At 38.2% G+C, this 22,386-nt stretch carries 14 protein-coding genes; 6 read left to right on the forward strand and 8 right to left on the reverse strand.

What is annotated here, in order from left to right; genetic code table 11:
• Positions 1-34 precede the first annotated feature (34 nt).
• Complete coding sequence (locus FEE95_RS02955) at positions 35-1,939, forward strand: ATP-binding protein (protein WP_171036966.1); 1,905 nt, start codon at positions 35-37, stop codon at positions 1,937-1,939.
• The gene (locus tag FEE95_RS02960) at positions 1,936-2,568 is read left to right on the forward strand and encodes a response regulator (protein ID WP_138656339.1); all 633 of its coding nucleotides are present in this window, start codon (positions 1,936-1,938) and stop codon (positions 2,566-2,568) included. Before FEE95_RS02955 ends, FEE95_RS02960 begins: the two co-directional genes overlap by 4 nt.
• Positions 2,569-2,658: 90 nt before the next feature.
• Here the strand turns inward: FEE95_RS02960 and FEE95_RS02965 are convergent, their stop codons facing one another.
• The 4 genes from FEE95_RS02965 to FEE95_RS02980 all read right to left on the reverse strand — a co-directional run bounded on the left by FEE95_RS02965 (position 2,659) and on the right by FEE95_RS02980 (position 8,556).
• A complete protein-coding gene (locus FEE95_RS02965) occupies positions 2,659-3,252 on the reverse strand; it encodes a porin family protein (protein WP_138656340.1) in 594 nt (197 codons plus the stop codon).
• A gap of 224 nt (positions 3,253-3,476) precedes the next feature.
• Positions 3,477-4,181, reverse strand: coding sequence for a hypothetical protein (locus FEE95_RS02970; RefSeq protein ID WP_138656341.1), 705 nt, complete (start codon positions 4,179-4,181; stop codon positions 3,477-3,479).
• Positions 4,178-8,131, reverse strand: a complete 3,954-nt coding sequence (locus FEE95_RS02975; RefSeq protein WP_138656342.1) for a M4 family metallopeptidase — start codon at positions 8,129-8,131, stop codon at positions 4,178-4,180. The genes FEE95_RS02970 and FEE95_RS02975 overlap by 4 nt, the downstream gene beginning before the upstream one ends.
• 5 nt (positions 8,132-8,136) lie before the next feature.
• A complete protein-coding gene (locus FEE95_RS02980) occupies positions 8,137-8,556 on the reverse strand; it encodes a hypothetical protein (protein ID WP_138656343.1) in 420 nt (139 codons plus the stop codon).
• A 211-nt stretch (positions 8,557-8,767) separates the two neighbouring features.
• Between FEE95_RS02980 and FEE95_RS02985 the strand changes: the two genes are divergently transcribed.
• From FEE95_RS02985 to FEE95_RS03000, 4 genes are all read left to right on the forward strand, one after another.
• A complete protein-coding gene (locus FEE95_RS02985) occupies positions 8,768-10,780 on the forward strand; it encodes a tetratricopeptide repeat-containing sensor histidine kinase (RefSeq protein ID WP_138656344.1) in 2,013 nt (670 codons plus the stop codon).
• A complete protein-coding gene (locus FEE95_RS02990) occupies positions 10,770-11,405 on the forward strand; it encodes a response regulator (protein WP_138656345.1) in 636 nt (211 codons plus the stop codon). Before FEE95_RS02985 ends, FEE95_RS02990 begins: the two co-directional genes overlap by 11 nt.
• A 463-nt stretch (positions 11,406-11,868) precedes the next feature.
• A complete protein-coding gene (locus FEE95_RS02995; RefSeq protein WP_138656346.1) occupies positions 11,869-14,943 on the forward strand; it encodes a SusC/RagA family TonB-linked outer membrane protein in 3,075 nt (1,024 codons plus the stop codon).
• A gap of 38 nt (positions 14,944-14,981) precedes the next feature.
• Positions 14,982-16,640: a RagB/SusD family nutrient uptake outer membrane protein gene (locus FEE95_RS03000; RefSeq protein WP_138656347.1), complete on the forward strand. Its 1,659-nt coding sequence runs from the start codon at positions 14,982-14,984 to the stop codon at positions 16,638-16,640.
• Between the two features lie 90 nt (positions 16,641-16,730).
• Here the strand turns inward: FEE95_RS03000 and FEE95_RS03005 are convergent, their stop codons facing one another.
• The 4 genes from FEE95_RS03005 to FEE95_RS03020 all read right to left on the reverse strand — a co-directional run bounded on the left by FEE95_RS03005 (position 16,731) and on the right by FEE95_RS03020 (position 22,225).
• A complete protein-coding gene (locus tag FEE95_RS03005; RefSeq protein ID WP_138656348.1) occupies positions 16,731-17,765 on the reverse strand; it encodes a substrate-binding domain-containing protein in 1,035 nt (344 codons plus the stop codon).
• Between the two features lie 85 nt (positions 17,766-17,850).
• Entirely contained in the window at positions 17,851-19,422 is a 1,572-nt protein-coding gene (locus tag FEE95_RS03010) for a DUF6807 family protein (protein ID WP_138656349.1), read from the reverse strand.
• A 60-nt stretch (positions 19,423-19,482) separates the two neighbouring features.
• Positions 19,483-20,841 (reverse strand): Gfo/Idh/MocA family protein, encoded by a 1,359-nt coding sequence (locus FEE95_RS03015; RefSeq protein WP_138656350.1) that lies wholly within the window; start codon positions 20,839-20,841, stop codon positions 19,483-19,485.
• Between the two features lie 10 nt (positions 20,842-20,851).
• Complete coding sequence (locus FEE95_RS03020; RefSeq protein WP_138656351.1) at positions 20,852-22,225, reverse strand: 3-keto-disaccharide hydrolase; 1,374 nt, start codon at positions 22,223-22,225, stop codon at positions 20,852-20,854.
• Positions 22,226-22,386 lie beyond the last annotated feature (161 nt).

The raw sequence follows: 22,386 nt of genomic DNA on the forward strand, positions 1-22,386 counted from the left end.
TGGGCAAGAAAGTTCACTTGCTAAAATTGATAGTTTGAAAAACGTTTTAAAAAAAACCAGTACGTCATTAGAAAAAGCTGAAATCCTGTATCATCTTGCAGAGGCAAAATCTAATTCAGATTCAACCGAAGCTTTTAAATACAGTAGGGCTGCACTTGAACTTTTCGAAAAGAATCAAGATTCATTAGGTATTGCGCGAGCAAGAAACGTTCTTGGACTTTCATACTTTAATTTCGGAGACCCAGAAGACGCAGAAAAAAATCACAGACAAGCCTTGGAGATTGCCGAAAAATTAATACGCAAAGATTCCTCATATAAACACATGAAACTCTGGACGCATTCAAACTTCAGCATGGGAGTCAGTATGAGTATACAGGGTAAAAAAAGTGAAGAATTAGAATACTACCTTGCGGCCGCCCCCATAGCAAGAAAAATAAAAGATTATCGCATGCTGGCGATAATGAATACTAATTTCGCCATCATGTATGTCAATAACAAAGAGTTTGAAAATGCTTATCCTTACTTCGAAGAAAACACTTCTCTCTTCAAGAATATTGAATTGCAATCAACCGAAATTCATGATAGACTAATATTCGCTTACTGCCTAAAAGAGCTTGATTCCTTAGATAGGATGAAGACTATACTTAACAACGTAAAGGACAATTTGGCCGGTTCTTCAAATAATCTTCAAATACAATTGTATCATAATATTTTAGGCGAATACTATTCCAAAGTTGGAAATTATAATCTAGCACTTGATAATTACGCGAAGTCAAAAAAAATAATTGAAGACAATAATCTCAAATGGTATCTCGAAGGTGTTTTGGAAAATTACTCTAAAACATACTTGAAAATGGGAAATAGAGCAATGGCAAAAAAATACCTTTATGAACTCCTCGCTCTTAGTGAAACTCTTTTACAGACCAAAATAAACGCCTCGGAGAAGCTTGCAATACTCGAAGAAGAGGATGGTGAATATAAAAAAGCACTTAAATTCTTGAATTTAAGAAATAGTTTGAAAGATAGTTTAGATTCAAGAAATATCAAAAACGATATCGCCCAACTAGAAATTCAATACCAAACAGAAAAAAAAGAAAACAAAATCTTAGAGCTTCAAAATGAAAACAGTTTAACTGACTTGAATCTGGAAAAAAAGAAGTCTCAAAACTATCTGCTTTTAATATTATTGGGTTCACTCTCGTTCATTTTGGTATCTGGTTATTTAACCTATAATAACCGTCGTAAAAAGGCCTTACTTAAGGAGCAGGTACAATCTCAAGAAATTCAACAGTTAAAAGTGGAACAAGAACGCAAACTTTTTGGCGTAATGATGGAAGGGGTGGAACAAGAGCGTAAACGTCTTGCTGCTGATTTACATGATGGCCTTGGGGGAAGGTTATCAGGCATCAGTATTAAACTTTCACGATTAGCGGAAAATAAAAAAGCGGAAACCTTACTGCCCCATTTAGATGACATTTTAGGGAATCTCGATGATTCATTACAAGAACTTCGAGGTGTAGCTCGAAACTTAATGCCAGAGACCTTACTCAAATATGGACTTAAAGCTGCTGTTGAAGATTATTGCAGTACCCTTGGTGACAAAGAAACAAATATCACACTCCAATTTTACAACACTGAAAACGTTACTGATAAAAATGAATTGCTCACGCTTTATCGTATTATTCAAGAATTAATAAACAATGCCATAAAACACGCTAAGGCAACTGAAATATTAGTTCAATGTATCGTCAGTGATGATAAAATCGACATTACAATTGAAGACGACGGTAGAGGGTTTGAAGTAGACAATGTCACAAAAAAAATGGGAGTCGGACTTACTAGTCTAAAAAACAGAGTTGATTATTTGAATGGAACAATGGACATTCGTTCAGAAATCAATGAAGGTACTTCCATAAATATCCAAATTGAAAAAGCATGAGAAAAGAAATTGTAAAAGTTGTGGTTGTCGATGACCATCCGCTGGTCATTGAAGGACTTAAGTCATCTATTGGTATGGATGAAACGATTGAAGTGACTGCTTGTTTTGAAAATGCCGAAGATCTCTTTGCCCATCTTAAAAGAAAAGTGGCCCATGTGGTAGTACTTGACGTCAATTTGCCGGACATCAATGGGGTTGAAGTATGTGAAAAAATAAATTCAAAATACCCCCATGTAAAGGTATTGGGATTAAGTACCTACAATGACCCAAGTATTATCAAACAAATGGTAAAGAACGGAGCTAAAGGGTATCTACTTAAAAATGTAAGTTCTAAAGAACTGGGTATTGCCATTCATCAAATACATGACGGCTTATCTTATTTTAGCGCCGAGATTCAAAAGATTTTAGCAGATTCTATTTTTGATAATAACCGAATACCCAAATTAACCCGAAGGGAAAAAGAGATTTTAGCACTCGTGGCCGAAGGAATTACTACACCTCAAATTGCAGAAAAACTTATTATTAGTCCGTTGACCGTCGAGACGCATCGTAGAAATCTAATTCAAAAAATGGGAGTCACCAATGCGGCACAATTAGTCAAAATGGCCATTGAGCAAAAGTTGATTTAATGACAGAGAACTTTGGGAAAATCGAAAAACCCCATACCAAAATATTTCGATACAGGGTCCTTCAACTAAACTAACTCAAACTAATTATTTCTATAAGCCAAAACGATAGTTTGCCGATAACATAATAGCGCCATTCGTAATTGACACTAAACTTTGTTCTGCATCAGTATTTAACAAACCGAATTCAAACACCAAGCCTATATCAATACTTTCATTAAACCCGTAACCGACACCTGTAATCAATCCAAAGTCAAAGAATTTGAAGTCATCACCAGGTCTACTGCCCACATCTAATTTTGTGCCACTAAAATTTGCGGCCATCAAAAGCCCTGAATACATACCAGCTCTTGCGTAAAGAATTCCCTCCGCTCCCACTTCGAGAAAATCAAAACGTGCGGTTACGGGTACTTCTAAATAATAGAGGTTAAAATTTCCGGATAGGTTGGCTCCTCCTTTTTTGAAAAAAGACATACCCGATTGTAACCAGAACTGGTCTGAAAGTTCGAAATCTATCGTACCTCCTAAATGTGCCGAAAACACCCTTCCAAAAGTCGTATTTGAATTGGTTGATGTAATTAAATTAGAAATACCGAGGCCTCCTCTCACCCCAAAATATTGTGCCGATACCGACATACTACTCAAACTGAATACTACTACCGTTACTAGTGTTGCTAAACTTTTCATAATGTTATTTTTAGTTGAATATTATAGGCCCAAAGTATAGCATATGTACATGCAAGTAAATCGCGTGAAATCTGTATTTTTCGCTACGGGATTTCTGTGATTTTTTCTACTGGATTTCAGGTAGAGGCTAAATCATAGCCAATAAAAAAGCCCTGCCTTATTAAAGACAGGACTCTTTCTACAAACTAAACTCTGACCTACTTTTCTTTATATATTTTAGATGTTTACTGTACTTTAAAATCAAATATTTCAGATTGCGAAGTATTACCAGTCGCATCTTTCGAAATTACACGCCAGTAATAGGTTTGTCCTGAATTTGTAGAAGCGCCAATGCTGCTTTGAGCAGTAACTCCCAAGCTCGTTGTTGGATTATTACTTGTACCAAATAAAACCTCAAATTCTACCAAATCATTATCCACATCATTACCTTGCCACTCTAAATTTACGTTTCCGGAAGAACTAAGCGTTTGCCCCCTGGTAGGACTAACTACACTTGCCGGAAAAGGGGCATAATTACTTACACCTTCGCCTTGATTATAAAAACGCCAGGAATCACTATTTGCAGTAGCATTCGTACCATCAGATTTTGATACAACAAACCATGAGTACGGTGTATTTCTTTCAACTGTAATACTTACTTCATTAGTATTCGTATTCACAGTGGAAGAAGAATTCGTATTTAAATTGGTAATATTTACCTCATAACTATTCGCATTTGCTGCCGCTTCCCACTGAAACAAAATTGTACTCTGAGAATCACTTACAACAGTACCCTCTGTACACTCCATATTATTATCAGGAAACACCAACGTTGCCGCGGAGGGAGCACCTGATGGATCAATGTCATCAGGATTATCCTTCCCTCCGGGACAAGACGTAAGCGTGCCTATAGTTAAAACGGCGGTCAGTATTTTTACAATTCTGTTCATTGCTTTATAATTTTATAAGTTTCTACTTTTCCATTTATAGTAATGTACAAGAGGTACATTCCGGTTTGTAAATCATCGGCATTTAGGGTAATGGTTGTTTCTCCTGACTCAACCATTTTCTGCATTACTGTCCTACCTTCAAAAGTGTTCAATTGCACCCCTATTTTTCTTTCGGATGCCCTACTGAGTTGAACCGTAATCTCTCCCGTGCTAACCGGATTTGGATAAACTACTACACTCGCACCTAAATCGATAGTTTCCTTGTAAACACCCTGACATTCCTTTTCTGTTTTTACGGTGAGTTTAGTACGTTCCGATTTAATAGGAAGTGTAATCTCTGCATCAGAAGTAGTAAATACTTCATCGTTCAGATTAATAATGTAGGAATCACTCCCTGATAAATTAAGAGTAACTGTTCGAGCCGTTAAATTTGTTTTCGATGAAACTCCCAAAGCTTCCGGTTCTGCAACCACAACATCAAAACAGTTTTCATATCCGGCTTGGCCTTGTACAGTTATACAGACTTTATAAGTGCCACCCTGCAAATCTGGAATCTGAACACCAGTATTCGTAAAATCTCCAGAAGCATCCACGCCATTACCTGTAATTATTGCCGTATAACTATAGTTTGCAATGGCGGTGATTTCAATGCTTCCGTTATTACTATTTCTACAAGATTCTCCTTTTGATCGTATTCTAAAATTATCCGCTGGCAAAGAGAAAATCTCACAACCTGTGGCATCGACCGTTGTGTTTGGTGGTGTATTCGGACACTGGTCTTCTCCATCCAATACACCATCGCCATCAGCGTCATTAGGGTTCGTTGGCCCAGCTGTTCCGATGGTCACTGTAAAATCTTTTGTTGAACCATCTTCGGCTGTAACACGATATACCACAGCATTAGTAAAATCATTTATGTTTACGCCACTTTGCTGTGTCGTACCCGCAATCGAGACCGCTGCCTTAGCAGAATTAGCAAAAGTCGCCACCAAATTTTGTCTGTTGATATTTGCGGGAAGGTCTACGGATATTTGATTGCCATTGATGACACCTACCGCTGCAGGATTGACTACATTAAATCTAAAGTCAGTAATTTCTTTTTCACTACTCAAAGTGCTACGCTGACCCACCGTATACCATATACCCCATTTTCCATTGGGAATAAGTTCTGAAGGATTTCCTGTCGGACTAATTTTATCCGCAGCCAGATTAATTGCCAAGATATCTTCATCACCATTATTAAAAGAGTCGAAAATCAGCTTGTCATCGGTTTTGGAATAATTCGGGAAGCCTAATTTATTATTTTGATATACCGTTCGAATATCCCCTGTTTCAATGTTTACAGCAATTACTTCATAGGTATCATCATTCTCATCAAAAACATCAAAAGCCAATACGTTTCCTGAAGTTTTTGAAAAAGAGGGGTTACCAATACTAACACCTTCCGGAAGGTTTGTAAATAGTTTTTGAATGCTTCCATCTCCGAAAGAGCTACTTTGATTATCCCAAACTTTTAGGGCCCCAACATCCCAGTAATCAATATCATTTCCGTTGCCATTATCGATACGATTTAAGGCATCGTAAATAAGATATTCTCCCGAATAATCCCATTCTATAGCATCAGGGTATAAAACCTCTCCCGTAGTAATACCCGTATCTGAAGTAGTCGGGTTAAAGAGCTCAAAAGCCTGTGATTCACTACTAATTAAATCCGATATATAGATAATATTACTTTGGTCATTTCGAATTGCTGCAAGTTTGGTTCCATCTTTTGAAAGAGATACCTGTGACCAGATTTGTTCATTAGAAAGCACCGTTTCCTCAGAACCGCTAGTTCTTAAGGTGACCGCATTAACCGTATTACTCTCAGTAACAAAAATTGCAAGACTACCATCATCGGCTACACTTGGTTTGCGAAAAACCCGAGTGGTAGTCAAGGGAACAAAATTCTCTCCGTTCGTATCGGATATGTAAAGTGTATTTTGGTCAGAATCACGAATATCAAGGCTTAAGATAAAATCATCTCCACTAGCTGTTGGAATATCATTATCAGTGTCAGTACCTGTTCCGTCAGTAATACCTACAGTGTCAAAAGCAGTTTCTGCTGCTTGCACCTCAGCAGAACCTGCACCATGTAAATCAGTGGCCGACCGTAGTATGGAAAGCCGCAAATCAATGAACTGCGAAGATTTGGTAAGGTAATTATCCAAAGCCCTATAATAGACTTGCTCCGCTTTATCCTTGCCTATTGCAGTAGCAAAGAGATAGTAGGCACGATTGAGTATACCGCTATTGATATGAACACCCCCGTTATCTTGCTCACCGGTGTAGAACTCGGACATATCCTTTGGTTGCCATCCATTTTCACCTAAGCCATTTCTACCATTATTTGGGTTTTGCATATCGCGCATAGCACCCGATGGGAAGTATTCTGTATTCACGATATCTTCGGCAAGTTTCCAGTCGTCTCGATCAATCATGGCACCAAAAATATCCGCAAAGGATTCATTGATTGCCCCTGATTGATTGCGGTATTCTAATTTGGCCGTATTTCCGATGACGCCGTGTGACATTTCATGTCCACCAACATCAAGCGCACCCGCAAAAGGTTTAAATGCCACACGACCATTTCCGTAGAACATAGCTTTACCGTTCCAGAAGGCATTTTCTAAAGCTCCTCCTTCTTCGTCACCAACATTGATAAATGAAATAACACTGCCCCCCTGCCCATTAATCGAATTTCTATTAAAAGTCGTTCTAAAATATTCATAAGAGATATCAGCATTATAATGTGCTGAAACCCCATTTGCATTATTCCAGGTGTTACCACTGGAGGTTACATGAAAAATCTGCACTCCAGGTTGAGAAGCTTCACCTCTAAGGTCGAGGGTCATTATTCCGCCAACAGGATTATCAGGCAGTTCCGATTGCCCTGCATTGAACATTGGTTTCGAAGTATCGATTAAATAGTTTTGGGTACCATTGCTCCACGTATTTAACTGGCGGTTAACACCATTCAAATCTGCGCCACTCGTATTAGTCGGAGGCAAAGGACGTGGATTTTTCTTTTCTTTATGCTCCTCATTAAAATCATAGTGAAACGTACAAGTATGGTAGTACTTATCAATGACCTTGCCCGTATTTGCGTCGATAAAATATTCCCATCTGTCCATAACACTAGGAAAAACGGTGATATGCCTTGTCAAAATATCTTGCCCATTTAAAGAATAGATAATCAATTCTTCCTCAGGCGAAGAAGGGGTCAGTAAATCACTTAATCTTGATTTAGCAGTTATCGTTTTCGGTAAGGCTTTACCCAAATCAATTTCAATATTTGAAAGTGCTTTATGAAATGAAATTTTAGGCGTCACGCTTTCCAACTTGGGCGTCGGTTTACTTCTGCCGTTGAACGCTTGTACCTGTCTTTTTTTGTTTAGGTGCAGCACTACTTCGCTACCGTAGACTTTAACACCTTTGTAGACCTGTTGCATTTTAATGTGTATCTGTCCTAAATCATCTACTTTTTTCGAAATATTTTGAAATTCTTCAGAAGGATTAGCAACACGAAGAATTTCTTTAATATCTTCTAAATAATTTGCGCCCACATTTTCAGCAGACTGGCTTTTAGCCGATATCTTGGCGGGTTCTGTCGCCTTACTTTCAATGAAAACGGGAAGTCCTTCCTCAGAAGATTTCAAAACCCTATGCTCATATAAAGATGGAGCGCCCTTCAAACTAAAAACCGAAGGCATTTGATAATTTGTTCTTCCTTTCGTAATTACGCTTTGCTTTGCTTTTACGTTTAGCTTCGAAAAATCGAAGCTTATGTTTTGAGCAGTTTTGGCTGTCGCAGTCGATTCACGTTTCTTATCATCAAAAGTGGACTGGGCATTAGTTAATAACCCAACAAACAGAAATCCGAAGAGAAATAATAGTAGTTGTTTTTTCATCACAATTATTTTATAGCTGTTCTAAGTTCTTTGTAAAAATCTTTGCACTCACTTGAAATCTCATGGTCATTTGAACCCCAAGTCACCCGATACCGTTCTTCGCCTTTTACCTCTTCCAAGAAATAATACATATTTCCCGGATGGTTAAAACTCATTTCGGAGAGTTTTAATGAATCCATCTTTTGAAAACAAGAAGTAGCTTCCTTCTTGCTAAGACTTTTGATTTCGGAATTCTCTTTTGTCAAAGAATTGTTGTAGAATACTTGTCCATTTTCCAACAAGGTATAGGTAGTTACTTCCCCAGAAATTCCTCCACCTCTGCCAAAAATCAATTGCTTGCCTGGTAATGTGTCAAGTGTATATTGTTGTGATTTACAACTAAGAAGCATTATTGAAAAAAGGCTAAAAAGGAATATAAGTCGCATCGGTCGTTATTTTAAAAATCGTTGATTTCGGAATAATTGAAAGCACCAATTTTATGATAGGACCAAAGTAGATAAAACCTATCCTCGAAGAAATACCCTATTGATTGTATTTTTTTCTACTGGTTTTCCAGTATATTGAATGTAAGGTATTTATAGTACCATATACTTGTGTTATATTGGACTTAACAAAATCAATAAACCACCATATTAAATGCGTCTTTCATTACTATTTAGTGTAATTCTTCTACCCTTCTTGGTTTTTAGCCAGACGGAAAAGGAGCAATATATAGATAGCCTGCAGCAAGTACTTGAAGACCTAAGATATCTTGAAAAAGAACAACAAGATGCAGATATTTTAAATCATAAGGTCGAATTACTCTGCATCCTCGCTAGAGAATTCGACGGCATTGATTCTACCAAAACTTTTGACTTTGCCCATGAGGCCCTAAAAATAAGTAAACAGAATAAATATGGTAAAGGCATAGTCGATGCAAATTTCACCTTAGGCAGGGCATTCATGTATATTGACCAACAAAAAGCTGAATACCACTTAGAGAAGGGCTATAAATTGGCCAATCAGCTCATTAAAAGTGATTCTTCTATTCCGTTATTAAAATTATGGGCGAATGGAACTTATAACCTCGGACTCACATATGGTACTCTCGGGAAACACAAGAAAGAAATTGAATTTACTGATAAGATAATACCCGTTGTGAAAAAACTGGGGGATAGCCTTTTTTTAGCTAATATTTATACCAATTTAGGAGTCAAATATATAAATCTTGCAAATTACAATAAGGGTTATCAAAGCATCTACAAGGGAAGAGAAATCTATAAATTACTTAATGATCCTCAAGAAACCACATTTAATGTTATTCAACTAGCGCAGGCTTATGAAGGTTTAGACTCTCTCGGGCAAATGAAAAAAACATTGGCCGAGGCAAAGGTGCTCCTAGAAAAGCACCCTAATGTTTTTGATAGTTTCAATTATAACCTACAAGAAAGCCAATATTACATACGCACCAAAAAGCCTGAAGATGCCGTGAAATCCCTTGATGAGATTTTAGGTTTAGTAGAAAACGATAAGAATTCAACACTATACGGAATAGTAATGCAACGTTATTCGAGAGCATACGAGGCGATGAAAGATTTTAAAAGCGCTACTTCCTTCACTGGAAAATATATTGAAAATTCGAAAGCTACAGACAGAGGTATGAGTTGGTTTCAAGGACTTTATCAACGCTCTAGACAATATGCGGCAATGGCCAACTATGAGAATGCCTATAAAGACCTCTTAAATGCGGTCGATATTTATGACAGTTTAGAAACCATAAAAACCGTTGCAAAACTTGAAGAGTTAAATTTAAAGTATGAAACTGCCCAACGTGAAAAGGAAATCCTTGGATTAAAAGTTAAAAACGAAGAGAAAAAATCTCAAGCCTACCTACTCGGAGGTATCGCAAGCATACTTTGCCTTTTGCTTTTCGGAGGATACTACGTTTATAGCCAAAGAATGCGTAAAGCAAGAAAAAAAGAAAGAGAACGCGAAGCTGAAGTGGAGCTACTTAAACAAGAGCAGCAGAATAAAATTTTCTCTGCTATGATAGAAGGTCAGGAGAAAGAACGAAAACGACTTGCTATTGACTTACATGATGGACTTGGAGGACGCCTTTCAGGAATCAGCATGAATCTATCCAAATTGGATAAAGATGAGCCGAAGCAATACCCGAAAAAACAATTGCAAAAGGTCATGAAAGATTTAAATGATTCCTTGACCGAATTGCGCAGTATAGCTCGCAATATGATGCCAGAAACTTTGGTTAAATTCGGACTTCAAGCAGCGCTAAAAGATTATTGTAGCAGTATGACCGGTAGTGAAACCAAAGTCACCTTACAATTCTACGGCACTGATAAAGGAATAAATATTAACCAACAAGTGACCATGTATCGCGTGATACAAGAATTGATAAACAATGCCATAAAACATGCCAAGGCAACAGAGGTTTTAGTGCAATTTATGAGAGAAGACAATCAGGTAGACATTACCGTTGAAGATAATGGGGTTGGTTTTGATAAAAGTAAAAGCTTAAAGCAGAAAGATTCGGGTATGGGGTTATCGAATCTACAAACCAGAGTAGCTTACCTAAAAGGAAATATTGATTTTGAAAGCGAAGAAAATGAAGGCACAACAGTCAACGTACACATTAACATCGATGCAGCATAAACCAATTAGTGTTCTTATTGTAGATGATCACCCTATGGTGATTGAGGGACTTAAGATGCTCTTAAACGATAATGATTCGGTAGAAGTGAGGACCCACTTCACTAATGGAAAAGACACCCTTGATTTCCTTGAAAAAGAAATTGTTGATGTTATTCTATTGGATGTGAACTTGCCCGATATCAATGGAGTTGAAATGGTCAAATTTATTCTTGACAAACGAGCTACTATTAAAATTCTAGGTTTAAGTACCTATAGTGAACCCAGCATCATAAATCAGATGATAAAAAACGGTGTAAAAGGATATCTTCTAAAAAATGCAACCTCTGATGAGTTGGCAAATGCTATAACTCAGGTAAATGATGGCAATTTTTACTTCGGAAGTGAAGTACAGAAAATACTCGCAGATTCAGTGACTCAAGAGAGTAAAGACCTTCCAAAACTAACCAGAAGAGAAACACATATTCTCCGTTTGATTGCTGATGGAAAAACCACGAACATTATTGCCGAAGAGCTTTTTATAAGTCCATTGACCGTTGAAACCCATCGCAGAAACCTCATGCAAAAAATGGAGGTTTCAAATGCGGCCTCCTTAATTAAGATTGCTGTTGAGCGGAAGTTGATTTAATTATTTCCGTTTTAATATTTAAGTTCTGGCGCTGGAAAGTAAGAACGTATGATTACCTCTAGCTTAAGAAGAAAATTAATTCATCTAGACAAAAGTATAATTTGAAAAACCTACTCATAGCTATGAGTAGGTTTTTGTTTACTATGCATTTAACAACTGATTTTATCTAACTCTGTTTACCATGAAATCTTTAACTTTTTAACACAAAAACTAGATAATCTATTTTTTATAATCAAATCTATTCTTATATTCGTTAACGTTAACGTTTTTATTGTGTACGTTAACGAATTATGTTTTAATCAAATAGTTTACAAAACAACCTTCAAAATTCTTACTTATTTATTGTCACAATCAAAACCATTATGCTGCACACAAATAAAAGTCCTTGACATATTGATTTCCTAAGCAAGTACTCCTCCCCCAGCTTACAACTACTCAATTAACAATCTAACACTAATATGATATGGAAAAACTACACTTAAAAAAACTAAAGCCAAAAGCGAGGGCCTTTCTACTAGCGCTATTATTGAGCATTTTGGGAGTGTCACCCGTTCTTGCTGAGCCAAATACCGAAATCGATATTTCTAGTAGCGAAACATTTCAAACAACCGTTACGGGTACCATTACCGATGAAAACGGTGTGCCTCTATCAGGTGCCAGCATAGTAATAAAAGGTACTACTACCGGCGCTGTTGCCGATTTTGACGGAAATTATTCTATTAGTGTTGCCTCAGATGGCGTTTTGGTATTTAGCTATGTAGGCTATGCTCCTAAAGAAATATCAGTCAATGGAAGGTCAACGGTAAATGCCACTTTAGCACCAGATGCCTCCGCGTTGGACGAGGTTGTACTGGTTGGTTATGGTACTCAAAAGAAGGGTGAGGTAACTGGTGCGATTGAAACCGTTACAGCAGAACAACTAAGTATTGTACAAGTATCAAGTACTATTGAGGCTATCAAGGGACAAGTTGCCGGTGTCGATGTACAAGCAACAGGTGGACGACCTGGCCAAAATCCAACTGTAAGAATTCGGGGTAGACGCTCTATTAGTGCCTCGAATGACCCCTTATATGTCGTGGATGGAATACCATTAATTGATGGCCCTGCATCAATGGCTGATATTAACCCAGACGATATTGCTTCCATGCAGGTACTTAAAGATGCAGCGGCTACAGCAGTCTATGGTTCAAGAGGGGCAAACGGGGTAATCCTAGTTTCGACCAATCGCGGTCGAGTGGGAAAAACTAAAATTACCTATAGTGCGCGTTATGGGGTTACATCCGCAACGAGATTGGTGGATATGATGAACGGGGCGGAGTTCGCAGAACTAAAAAGAGAATCAAGACGTATCGGATGGAATGGTGCAATTCCTGCAGATACCGAAGTTTTCTTAGATCCCATTGAGTTAGAGTCCATCGCTCAGGGCAGATCTACAGACTATCAAGATTTGGTATTAGATAATGGTTGGCAGACCAATCACCAAATTGGAATAAGTGGTGGATCTGAAAACACAACTTTCAGCACCTCCATCGGCTACTTTAAAGAACAAGGTATTATTAGCAACCAAGATTTTGAAAGAATTTCAGGAAGAGTTAATGTAGATCATAAAATCAATGATATTTTCAAAGTTGGTGCCTCCTTTTTGGTTGCAAAAACTGAACAAAATTGGGGTTCCAATGCCACCATGCAAGAAGCATTGGCAAATAACCCTCTGGGAGTACCACGGGATGCAGAAGGAGAATTGTTGTTCTTACCGACAAATGACGGAATTCGTACCAATCCACTTAGTGAGTTGGTAGATGGTGCCTTTATTGATGAAAGACAACAAACTAGAATTTTCACACCTATTTATTTGGACATTAATATTTTGGAAGGGTTGAAATGGACAACAACTTTTGGTCCTGATATTCGAATAGGTCGAAGGGGTACTTTTGCTGGCAGTTTGACCAACACCAACCGTGGTGGACCAGGTAGAGCTGGAATAATCAATGTAAATGATTTCGGATATACCCTGGAGAACCTGCTAACTTATAATAAGGCCTTAACGGACAGACAAAATCTCAAGGTTACTTTACTTCAAAGTATTCAAAAGTCTCGATTAGAAGTTAATACCGGAAACGTCACAGGTATTCCTTACGAGTCGCAGTCTTTTTATAATTTGGGTTCAGCTACCGCCGGAGGTGTACTCGCATCCAGTTTAACAGAATGGGCCTTGGCCTCTTTCATGGGAAGAGTTAATTACGATTTCGATGGAAAATATTTATTCCAGGCTTCGTTAAGGGCAGATGGCTCTTCAAGATTAGCCCCTGGAAATCAATGGAAATATTTCCCTGGAATTTCTGCAGGATGGAGAATTGATCAAGAAGATTTCTTAGCCGACACCTCGGTATCCGAGTTGAAATTGCGAGCATCTTACGGTCAAGTAGGTAACACTTCCGTTTTGCCATATCAAACTGCCGGTAGATTGGGTAGTACCGTTTATGCTTTTGGAGAAGAGCCAGCCCTAGGTTTCGGATTGAATGAAATACCTAATGAAGATTTGACTTGGGAGGTTTCCAAAACATTTGACATTGGTCTTGACTATGGATTTTTGAACAATCGAATTGTAGGATCAATCGATTATTTCAGAACCAATACTGATGATTTATTATTAGAGCGAGCCTTGCCTAGTACTTCTGGATACTCCACGGTACTTCAAAATATCGGGTCGACCCAAACCAATGGTGTTGAATTTACAATTAGTGGTGGAATCATTGATAATGTTGGTGATGGTTTCAATTGGGATATTGACCTAAATATTTCAACTTATAAAGAAGAAATTACCGAACTGGCTTTGAAGGATGAAAATGGAAATCCCATAGATGATACTGGTAATAACTGGTTTATCGGTTCACCTATCAATGTATTCTTTGATTATGAAAAAATTGGAATTTGGCAGGCGAATGAGGAAGCAGCAGCACTTGCAGCAGAAAATAAGGTGCCAGGCGAAATTAAGCTGAAGGACCAGAATGGCGATGGAGTCATTACTCCAGATGATAGAATAATTCTAGGCTCAGACGTTCCAGATATTTATGGTGGATTCAATAATAAGTTTTCCTACAAAGGAATTGATCTAGGAATTTTCTTCACCTATAGATTAGGGCACATGCTACAGTCAAACTTTCATGCAGGTAACAATTCGCTTTTCGGTAGATATAACAATTTGGATGTTGATTATTGGACTATAGACAATCCCACGAATGCGTTCCCAAGACCTAATGAAAATCAAGAGCGTCCTAGGGATGGTTCTACGCTAACCTATTTCGGTGGAGGTTTTCTTAAGCTAAGAAATATTTCATTGGGTTATACACTACCTGAATCGGTAACGGAAAAACTTGGAATGGATCGACTTCGCTTTTCGATATCTGGTCAGAATCTATTTTTCATTACGGATTTTGAAACCTTTGACCCTGAAGTTGGGGAAGATGAAGGAGCGTTGGACAGTGGTATTGTGCCCAGTAACAAAATGTGGTCATTTTCACTTAATGCCACCTTCTAATGAAAAAATTGTTGGTTAAATTGGAAAATATAGATATTATGAACAAAAAAATATATATCACCCTAGTAATAGCAATAGCTTTACTAACAAAGTCATGTGATAAATTTATAGAAGAGGAGCTAGTTACAGATGTATCAGCCGCTTCTTACTACACTACTGAAGCAGGGTTTGAGGATGCTGTGAGAGCTACATATGCAACACTAAAGCCTTTTTATGGTCAAGAAATTGGAGCCGCAATGACGACCTTCGGAACTGATATTTGGCAAAATGGAGCGGACGGGGGACATAAGGTATTTAATTTTTATGATGGTGGACTAAATGGCTCAGAAAGTTACATTCCCCAATCATGGGATAATTGGTATAAAGGAATCAACCAGGCAAATGGTGTAATCAATCGTTCCGCAGACGTAGAAATGGATGAGGCCCAAAAGACTTTGCGCCTTGCCGAAGTTAGATTCTTAAGGGCTTTTTATTATTTCCATATTGTGACCACTTGGGGAGATGCCCACCTTAGTTTAGAGGAAACTGTAGGTATTGAAGTAGAGGCAAATAGAACTTCGCAGTCAGAAATTTATACTCAAGCGATAGTGCCTGATTTGGAATTTGCTATCTCCAATTTACCCGACGAACAGTCTGACTATGGTCGTGCTACTAAAGCAGCGGCCGAATTTCTATTGGGTAAGGTATTACTAACACGTAGCTACAAGTCTTTTGCTGATGGTACAGATGCTTCAAGGGCGGAAACACTTTTTGGTAATGTTATCAATAATTATGGCTTTTCACTTCTGGATAACTTTGCCGATTTATGGGATATTACCAATCAAGAAAATAGTGAAATGGTATTTGTAGTACCAAACTCCAAATCTCAGGTGGATAGCGGCGTGGACCCTTTCGGTCATAGATGGCATCTTTATTTCTTACAAGAATATGATGTGCGCAGAGGAATGACCAGAGATATTGCCAATGGAAGACCATGGAAAAGACACCGCCCGACCGATTTTATGCTCACTCTTTGGGATAGGGATGTTGATTCTCGTTATGATGATTCTTTCAAACATGTTTGGTTCGCTAATAAAGACGAACCTGCCACTGATGCCGTTGGTGATGAGCCAGCTAGGGCTGCATTGGCTATTGGAGATTCCGCGATTTTCATTCCTGGTCCGGGAAAAAATGTGGACTGGCCACAATCGCGTCAAGATGGGGTTCCTTATTTGGTCATAACCAACGATGAATATACTGAAAGACTATTCCCTTCTATGAATAAATGGATTGACCCTACTAGACCTGATCGGCAAAAGACACAAGGCCAGCGCGATTTCATTTTAATGCGATTAGGAGATGCATATTTGTTGAGAGCTGAAGCTAGACTTGCCCAAAACAACACTACAGGGGCTTCTGAAGATATCAATGTGATTCGTATGAGATCTGCAGTACCTGGTCAAGAAGCAGCAAGTCAAATCACTCCAGCAGATGTTACTCTCGATTTTCTGCTTGATGAAAGAGCACGGGAATTAGTTGGAGAAGGTCATCGCTGGTGGGATTTGGTACGAACTGGGAAATTGGTAGAACGAACCCGACTTCACAATACAGGTGCAGCTCCAAATATACAAGACTATCATACGGTAAGGCCTATTCCGCAGAATCAAATAGATAGAACATTAGGTGGATACCCTCAAAACCCGGGTTATCCTCAGTAAAAATTTTGAGTTTGAGTTAGTTTTAGTTTTGACCCTCCTGTAATTGTAAAATAATGGGAGGGTTTTTTATAAAGCAACCTAATATTGAAATTACAATGAAGCCAGATGCTCCTTAACTATAATTTCTACCGGAATATCGAGATGTAATTCTGAATCATCTTGCTTTGTCAAAAAGTTGAATAAGCTTTTGATAGCGATATATCCTTGGTATTTCGGTTGCTGATTGATTAGAAAGTGAATTTGGTCATTCCTTAGGTATTCCAAATTCTTTTTGTTCAAATCAAAACCCATTAAAAAAGAATTGCTAACATCGTTTGCTTCAAGAATTTCAGGAATAAGATGGGCTCTTGAATTGGTTACAAAAATTCCTTTTGGGTCGTCACCTTTAAACCAAGATTCCATTTCTATAGTGACCTTAAAAGTATCATTCAATGGGTGATTTATGGTATTAATATCTACTTCTTGCCCGATAGATTCGAAAAAGGCTCGAAAACCGTCCTCCCTTTGTTTGTTATTGACTTGAATGCCCCTATCGTTAATAATATTGACAATAAAATACTTCCCTTCATTCCCTACTAGACCATGAAGTAATCTTCCTGCCACCATTCCGGCAATATGGGAGTTTTGATTAATGAAATGTGCTTGGTTGTTCAATTCTATCTCGGTGTCTAAGAAGACTACCTGGATGTTCTTTGATTTCGCTATTTTTAATAAGGTGTTACACTCTTTTTCAAAAAATGGCACAGTAATGATTGCATCATAATTTTTGAGAAAAATCTGCTGACTTGCCTCCTTAAAAGAAGATGAAGAACCTGCAAATTGGTAATAGTCTACCTTTACCCCAAGCTCTTTTAATTCATCTACGGCTTTTGAGATACCTTTTTTGGGAAGTTTCCAATAGTCATATTTATTTTTAGTTTCCGGAAATAAAACTGCAAATTTTATTTTTTTAACGGCAGCAAGCTTTAGTCTGCTCGCCATCATATTTTTCTGATACCCAGTTTCCTTGATTATCTTAAGGATTTTCTTTTCAGTCTCTTTAGATACACCACCTCTTTTATGCAATACCCTATCAATGGTACCAATTGAAACGTTTGCTAATTTGGCGATTTGTTTTATTCCCATAGCCTAAAGTGGTGCTAGTTTTTAAAGCGCCATAAGGTAATATGTTTGAAATGAAATTTAAAAATTTATCGGTCAATAAATTTCTTTATAGTTCAGCGACCGAAATATCCTTAAATTGTATTGACATTTCCCGATTAGGGTGAAGTTGAATTCCTATTGGGCCTTCTAAATTTGCGCCCTCAAGGGTGTAGTTCATTACTTCGCTTCCGTTTAACCATGCTTTGTAAGTATTGCCAATGGTCATGGCTTTTATGGTATTCCAATCATTTATTTTTAACAATTCTTTTACTCCCTCAGCCTCCACTGGGTAACCCTGTTTAGGAACATAGGGTGATGCGGTCATATCTCGTTTTAAAGATCCGGATTCACCGATTTGTATTTGCGCATTTTTTTCGTCATCACCACGCATGAAAATACCGGAGTCAACGGTGCCTTCTCCAAATTTGAAATCCATTTGCACAACGAAGTCCCTATAATTTTTCTTTGTCCATAAAATAGATCCTTTTTTATCGGGGTCACTTTTCGCCCAAAGAGTTCCTTCGTTCATTGCCCACCATACATTATTCTCAGGGACTTCCCAATAGTCCAAATCATCACCATCAAAAATAGTCGTCATTTGAGGTGCTACAACTTGATTAAAATCATTAAAAGATTGGTCAATTTCTTCCTTGGAAAGGTTGGAACCACTATGTATAAGAATACGATATTTAAACGTCGTGGACTCCCCTTGGTTCAACTTGAAATCCAATGTTTCCTTACCATCGGAAAACACAGATTGCCCTAAAGGATTGGCGGCAAAAAGCCCGTAACCCCGAGCATGCCAATAGGTAGGATAACCCACATTCTCTTCGTTATCTATTATAGTTACTGAAACCGTTTCAGAATCCATATTTCCTTCTAATTTTACCCATTTATTTCTAGTTCCCCAGACATCTCCTCCGGTCAATCCTTCACTACCCAAATAGTCCCCGTTCACACCTTTATTATTTAAAACCTTCACCTCAGTGACGTTTCCTTCAGCATCCGTGTACTCTGCTGGTTTGTCTGAAGGTAGTTCGAGTTCACGGGTCATTCGCATGCCTAACATGCCTTCTTTATTGTCCTTTAAAGAAACCCCTTGAAGGGCTTTTAATGTTGTTGTTCTATCAATAGCCCTAGTATTTCCTTTCTCTGAAAAAATGAATTGTGTAGTTTCTTCCAAGAGATCAATGTCATCTGGAGAACGCCAAGTGGCTTTGATAGTAAGCTTTCCCTCTTTTTCATCCATCCCAGTTATTTCCTGATGGTAAATTGTTCCATATTTGGCTTTTTCTTCCTCCGGAATAGCATACGAATTATTCCAAAAATCCAAGCCGTTAACATCCCCATAGTTTAACCAAAGTCCGGCATGATGCGGGTGATCTGTACGCTCATGCGCCCTTGGAGCAAAGGGAAAACCTCTCGTCACAGTCTTTCCGCTTTTGGTTACTATGGGATAAAGAATAGGTTTCGGGGTCTCTCCATCATAGACATAACTTGTAAAATGTTGACCATCTATTCTGACCTCAACTTTTTCGTTAATGGTATCATCGGTGAAAGTGACCTTCGGACCTAAGGTGATTTCGCTCTCATTGGTATTTTCACTTTCAGCAGTCTCTTTCTGCTCTTTGCAAGACATAGAAAGTAAGGTTAAAATCAAACAACAATTCGTGATTACTTTAAACATATGTAAAATGTCTTAATATTGAAATACTTTGCCGCCAGCTAAAACATCTTGGGTTGCTTCATCAAAGGTAGCTTTGAGTCCTGTTCTCAAGGCAGCAGTGGTCATGATATTAGCTATGGAATGGTTATAACCCGCTTCAACCGGACCGTTAGTGGTTTCTCTACTACGAACACATTCCATCCAATTTAGCATGTGCGTTGTAGTCATATTATCAGCACCTGTATTTGCAGAAGTAACTACTTTTGGCGCGTTCTCCGCAAGGTCAAAACTTTCCAATTTATTGGGTTTCATATCCATGGCAGATGCAAACCGTTCATTCAATCCACCATTATCACTTACTTTGTTCGTATCAAGGTTTAGCTCTCCGGCATTTGAATAATAAATCTCTTTTGTTCCCCCAGCAGAGTTGGTAAATCTCGATGAATAGGTCACTTGAAAACCAGAACTCATATCATCAACAGGACCATAGTCAAAAACTGCGGACATGGTATCAAAGTTCTTCCGACCATCTTTCCACAAGTAAATGCCTCCATTCGCCGCAACACTTCTGGGATGATTCAAACCGGAGAACCAATGTACTGTATCAATTTGATGCGACATCCATTGTCCAGGAATACCCGAAGAATAGGGCCAAAATAAGCGATACTCCAAATATTTTCTTGGATCCCATGCTGCTTCTGGGCGATTCATTTGATAACGCTTCCAATCAACGTCAGACTCTCTAATCTCACTGGTTAATTTTGGCAAGCGCCATCTACCTGGTTGGTTGACATTCCAGGTCATTTCAACCATTACAATGTCGCCAAATTTGCCAGATTTTATGTAATTGTTCGCAGCGTGATAGTTCGCTCCACTTCTTCTTTGCGAACCAATTTGAAATACAATCCCAGCATCTTTCACTGCTTTCATCCCGACCCTAGCATCAGCCATGGTTTCCGCAAATGGTTTTTCGCAATACACGTCTTTCTTGGCATTTGCGGCCTGAACTGTATGAAGTGCATGTTGAAAATCAGCAGTGGAAATGATTACCGCATCGATTTCATTCTTATCATACATTTCTTCATTATTTCGCCATGAAGTAATTTTGTTTCCGGTTACCTCCTTCACTTTGGCCATTCCTTCATCACGACGTCTGTTCCAGATATCAGAAACACCGACAAGTTCGAAATTTTGTGCTTTGCTCAAACTATTGAAGGCCGGAAGCAAGGCTCCTTTAAATCGATTTGAAAAACCAGCGATACCGACTCGTACACGGTCATTTGCGCCAATTATTTTTTTATAGCTACTTGCACTAATTGCATTTGCTCCTAAAACAATTCCGCCAGAGGCCAAAGCTGTTTTCTTTATAAAATCGCGTCTATTTTTTTTCATTATGTAATTTTTAGAATTCTCGTATTTTGATGCTTTTGAATGAAACTTTATCTCCATGGTCTTGTAATAAAATTAGTCCCTCGGGAATACGACCAAAATTTTCCCATTTTTCATATTTACTTTTCTCTACCAAGGCGCCAAAAATCTGACTGAACCTATCAAACTCCACCACTTTTATTTGATTGAGCCAGTGTTCAACATGACCATCTTTGACTACAATGCGCGCATTGTTCCATTTGCCTACGCCTTTGAAATTTTTACCTCTTGAACTTCCATTGTTTTCTGCTCGGATCAGATCATATAAAGAACCTACCGTTCGATTCCCATTTTTACCTTGAGCAGCATCAGGATGTTTCTTATCGTCCAGCACTTGAAACTCCAAACCAATTGCGGAACCTTCTCCTTTATTTAATTCAGAATCCACAAAATATTTGATACCGCTATTGGCTCCTTCGGTGATTTTAAAATCAACGCTAAGTTCAAAATTGCTATAAGAATCGGTAGTTACAATATCACCCCCATTTCTAGATTCAGCTCCTCCGGAAGATAATACGGTAAGTATTCCATCTTTCATTTCCCATCCTTTGTCCGGGAATTTATCCAACTTTGCCCCTCTCCATCCATTGGTAGTTTTTCCATCCCATAGTAGACGCCATCCCTTTCTAGATTCATCGTTAGTTAGACTATTGGTGAGATAACTTATTTCAGGGACATCACTGTCAACCGTTTTTCTGGAATTCTCCAAATCAGTTGTCTTTATCCTAATATTTTTCCATCGTACCGTTTTTCCCTCCAAGCTTTCATCATGAATACTATGCACTTGAAAAGCCACAAATCCGCTTGCTGTTGTATCATCAACTAGATTGGCACACTGCACATCATTAATCCAAGTACGAATACTCTGGCCGATAGCTTCAATTCTATAGTGATTCCATTGGCCTGGCACAAAAGCGTTTTGGCCTTTCGGGTTTCTTGACAAGGGGTATAACCATCCATTACGGGCCTCATCATAAACCCCACCCGCCCATTTTCTTGAACTGGTTTCGATTTCACATTGATAACCATGTACCCGCCCATCCATATAATCAGGAGTACTTAAACTTCTGAATTGTACTCCGGAATTCAATCCGTTTTCTACAAAGACATCAAACTCTAAGATAAAGTCTCCATAGGTGTTTTTAGTAACCATGAAACTGTTCGGAGTTCCGATTTTCGAAGTTCCTATCAACTCCTTGTTTCTAACCTCATATTTGGCATCTCCATTTAGTTGCGTGAAATTCTTTAGGTCTTTCCCATTGAACAATACCTCCCAATCTCCTTGGGCTGAAAGTGTAGCAATTGATAGTATTGCCGTAATAAAAAGAAGTGTTTTGGTTTTTTTCATTTGAAAATAGGTTCTGATGTTAATTGGTTTTCTCTCCACAATATAGTAAGATAAAAAATATGAAAAATATTTTACGTTAACGTTAACGAATATAAATAATATATTTAACTTACCGCTGAAAACAGGCAGTTTGTTGTGGGTATTACGTAGAAATTGCGTTT

The sequence above is a fragment of the Maribacter algarum (ex Zhang et al. 2020) genome, from assembly GCF_005885635.1.
GTDB classification, from domain to species: domain Bacteria; phylum Bacteroidota; class Bacteroidia; order Flavobacteriales; family Flavobacteriaceae; genus Maribacter_C; species Maribacter_C algarum.

Coding starts and splice junctions, on each gene's coding strand:
- FEE95_RS02960 (WP_138656339.1), top strand. CDS start 1,936: ATGAGAAAAGAAATTGTAAAAGTTGTGGTTGTCGATGACCATCCGCTG.
- FEE95_RS02965 (WP_138656340.1), bottom strand. CDS start 3,252: ATGAAAAGTTTAGCAACACTAGTAACGGTAGTAGTATTCAGTTTGAGT.
- FEE95_RS02970 (WP_138656341.1), bottom strand. CDS start 4,181: ATGAACAGAATTGTAAAAATACTGACCGCCGTTTTAACTATAGGCACG.
- FEE95_RS02975 (WP_138656342.1), bottom strand. CDS start 8,131: ATGAAAAAACAACTACTATTATTTCTCTTCGGATTTCTGTTTGTTGGG.
- FEE95_RS02980 (WP_138656343.1), bottom strand. CDS start 8,556: ATGCGACTTATATTCCTTTTTAGCCTTTTTTCAATAATGCTTCTTAGT.
- FEE95_RS02985 (WP_138656344.1), top strand. CDS start 8,768: ATGCGTCTTTCATTACTATTTAGTGTAATTCTTCTACCCTTCTTGGTT.
- FEE95_RS02990 (WP_138656345.1), top strand. CDS start 10,770: ATGCAGCATAAACCAATTAGTGTTCTTATTGTAGATGATCACCCTATG.
- FEE95_RS02995 (WP_138656346.1), top strand. CDS start 11,869: ATGGAAAAACTACACTTAAAAAAACTAAAGCCAAAAGCGAGGGCCTTT.
- FEE95_RS03000 (WP_138656347.1), top strand. CDS start 14,982: ATGAACAAAAAAATATATATCACCCTAGTAATAGCAATAGCTTTACTA.
- FEE95_RS03005 (WP_138656348.1), bottom strand. CDS start 17,765: ATGGGAATAAAACAAATCGCCAAATTAGCAAACGTTTCAATTGGTACC.
- FEE95_RS03010 (WP_138656349.1), bottom strand. CDS start 19,422: ATGTCTTGCAAAGAGCAGAAAGAGACTGCTGAAAGTGAAAATACCAAT.
- FEE95_RS03015 (WP_138656350.1), bottom strand. CDS start 20,841: ATGAAAAAAAATAGACGCGATTTTATAAAGAAAACAGCTTTGGCCTCT.
- FEE95_RS03020 (WP_138656351.1), bottom strand. CDS start 22,225: ATGAAAAAAACCAAAACACTTCTTTTTATTACGGCAATACTATCAATT.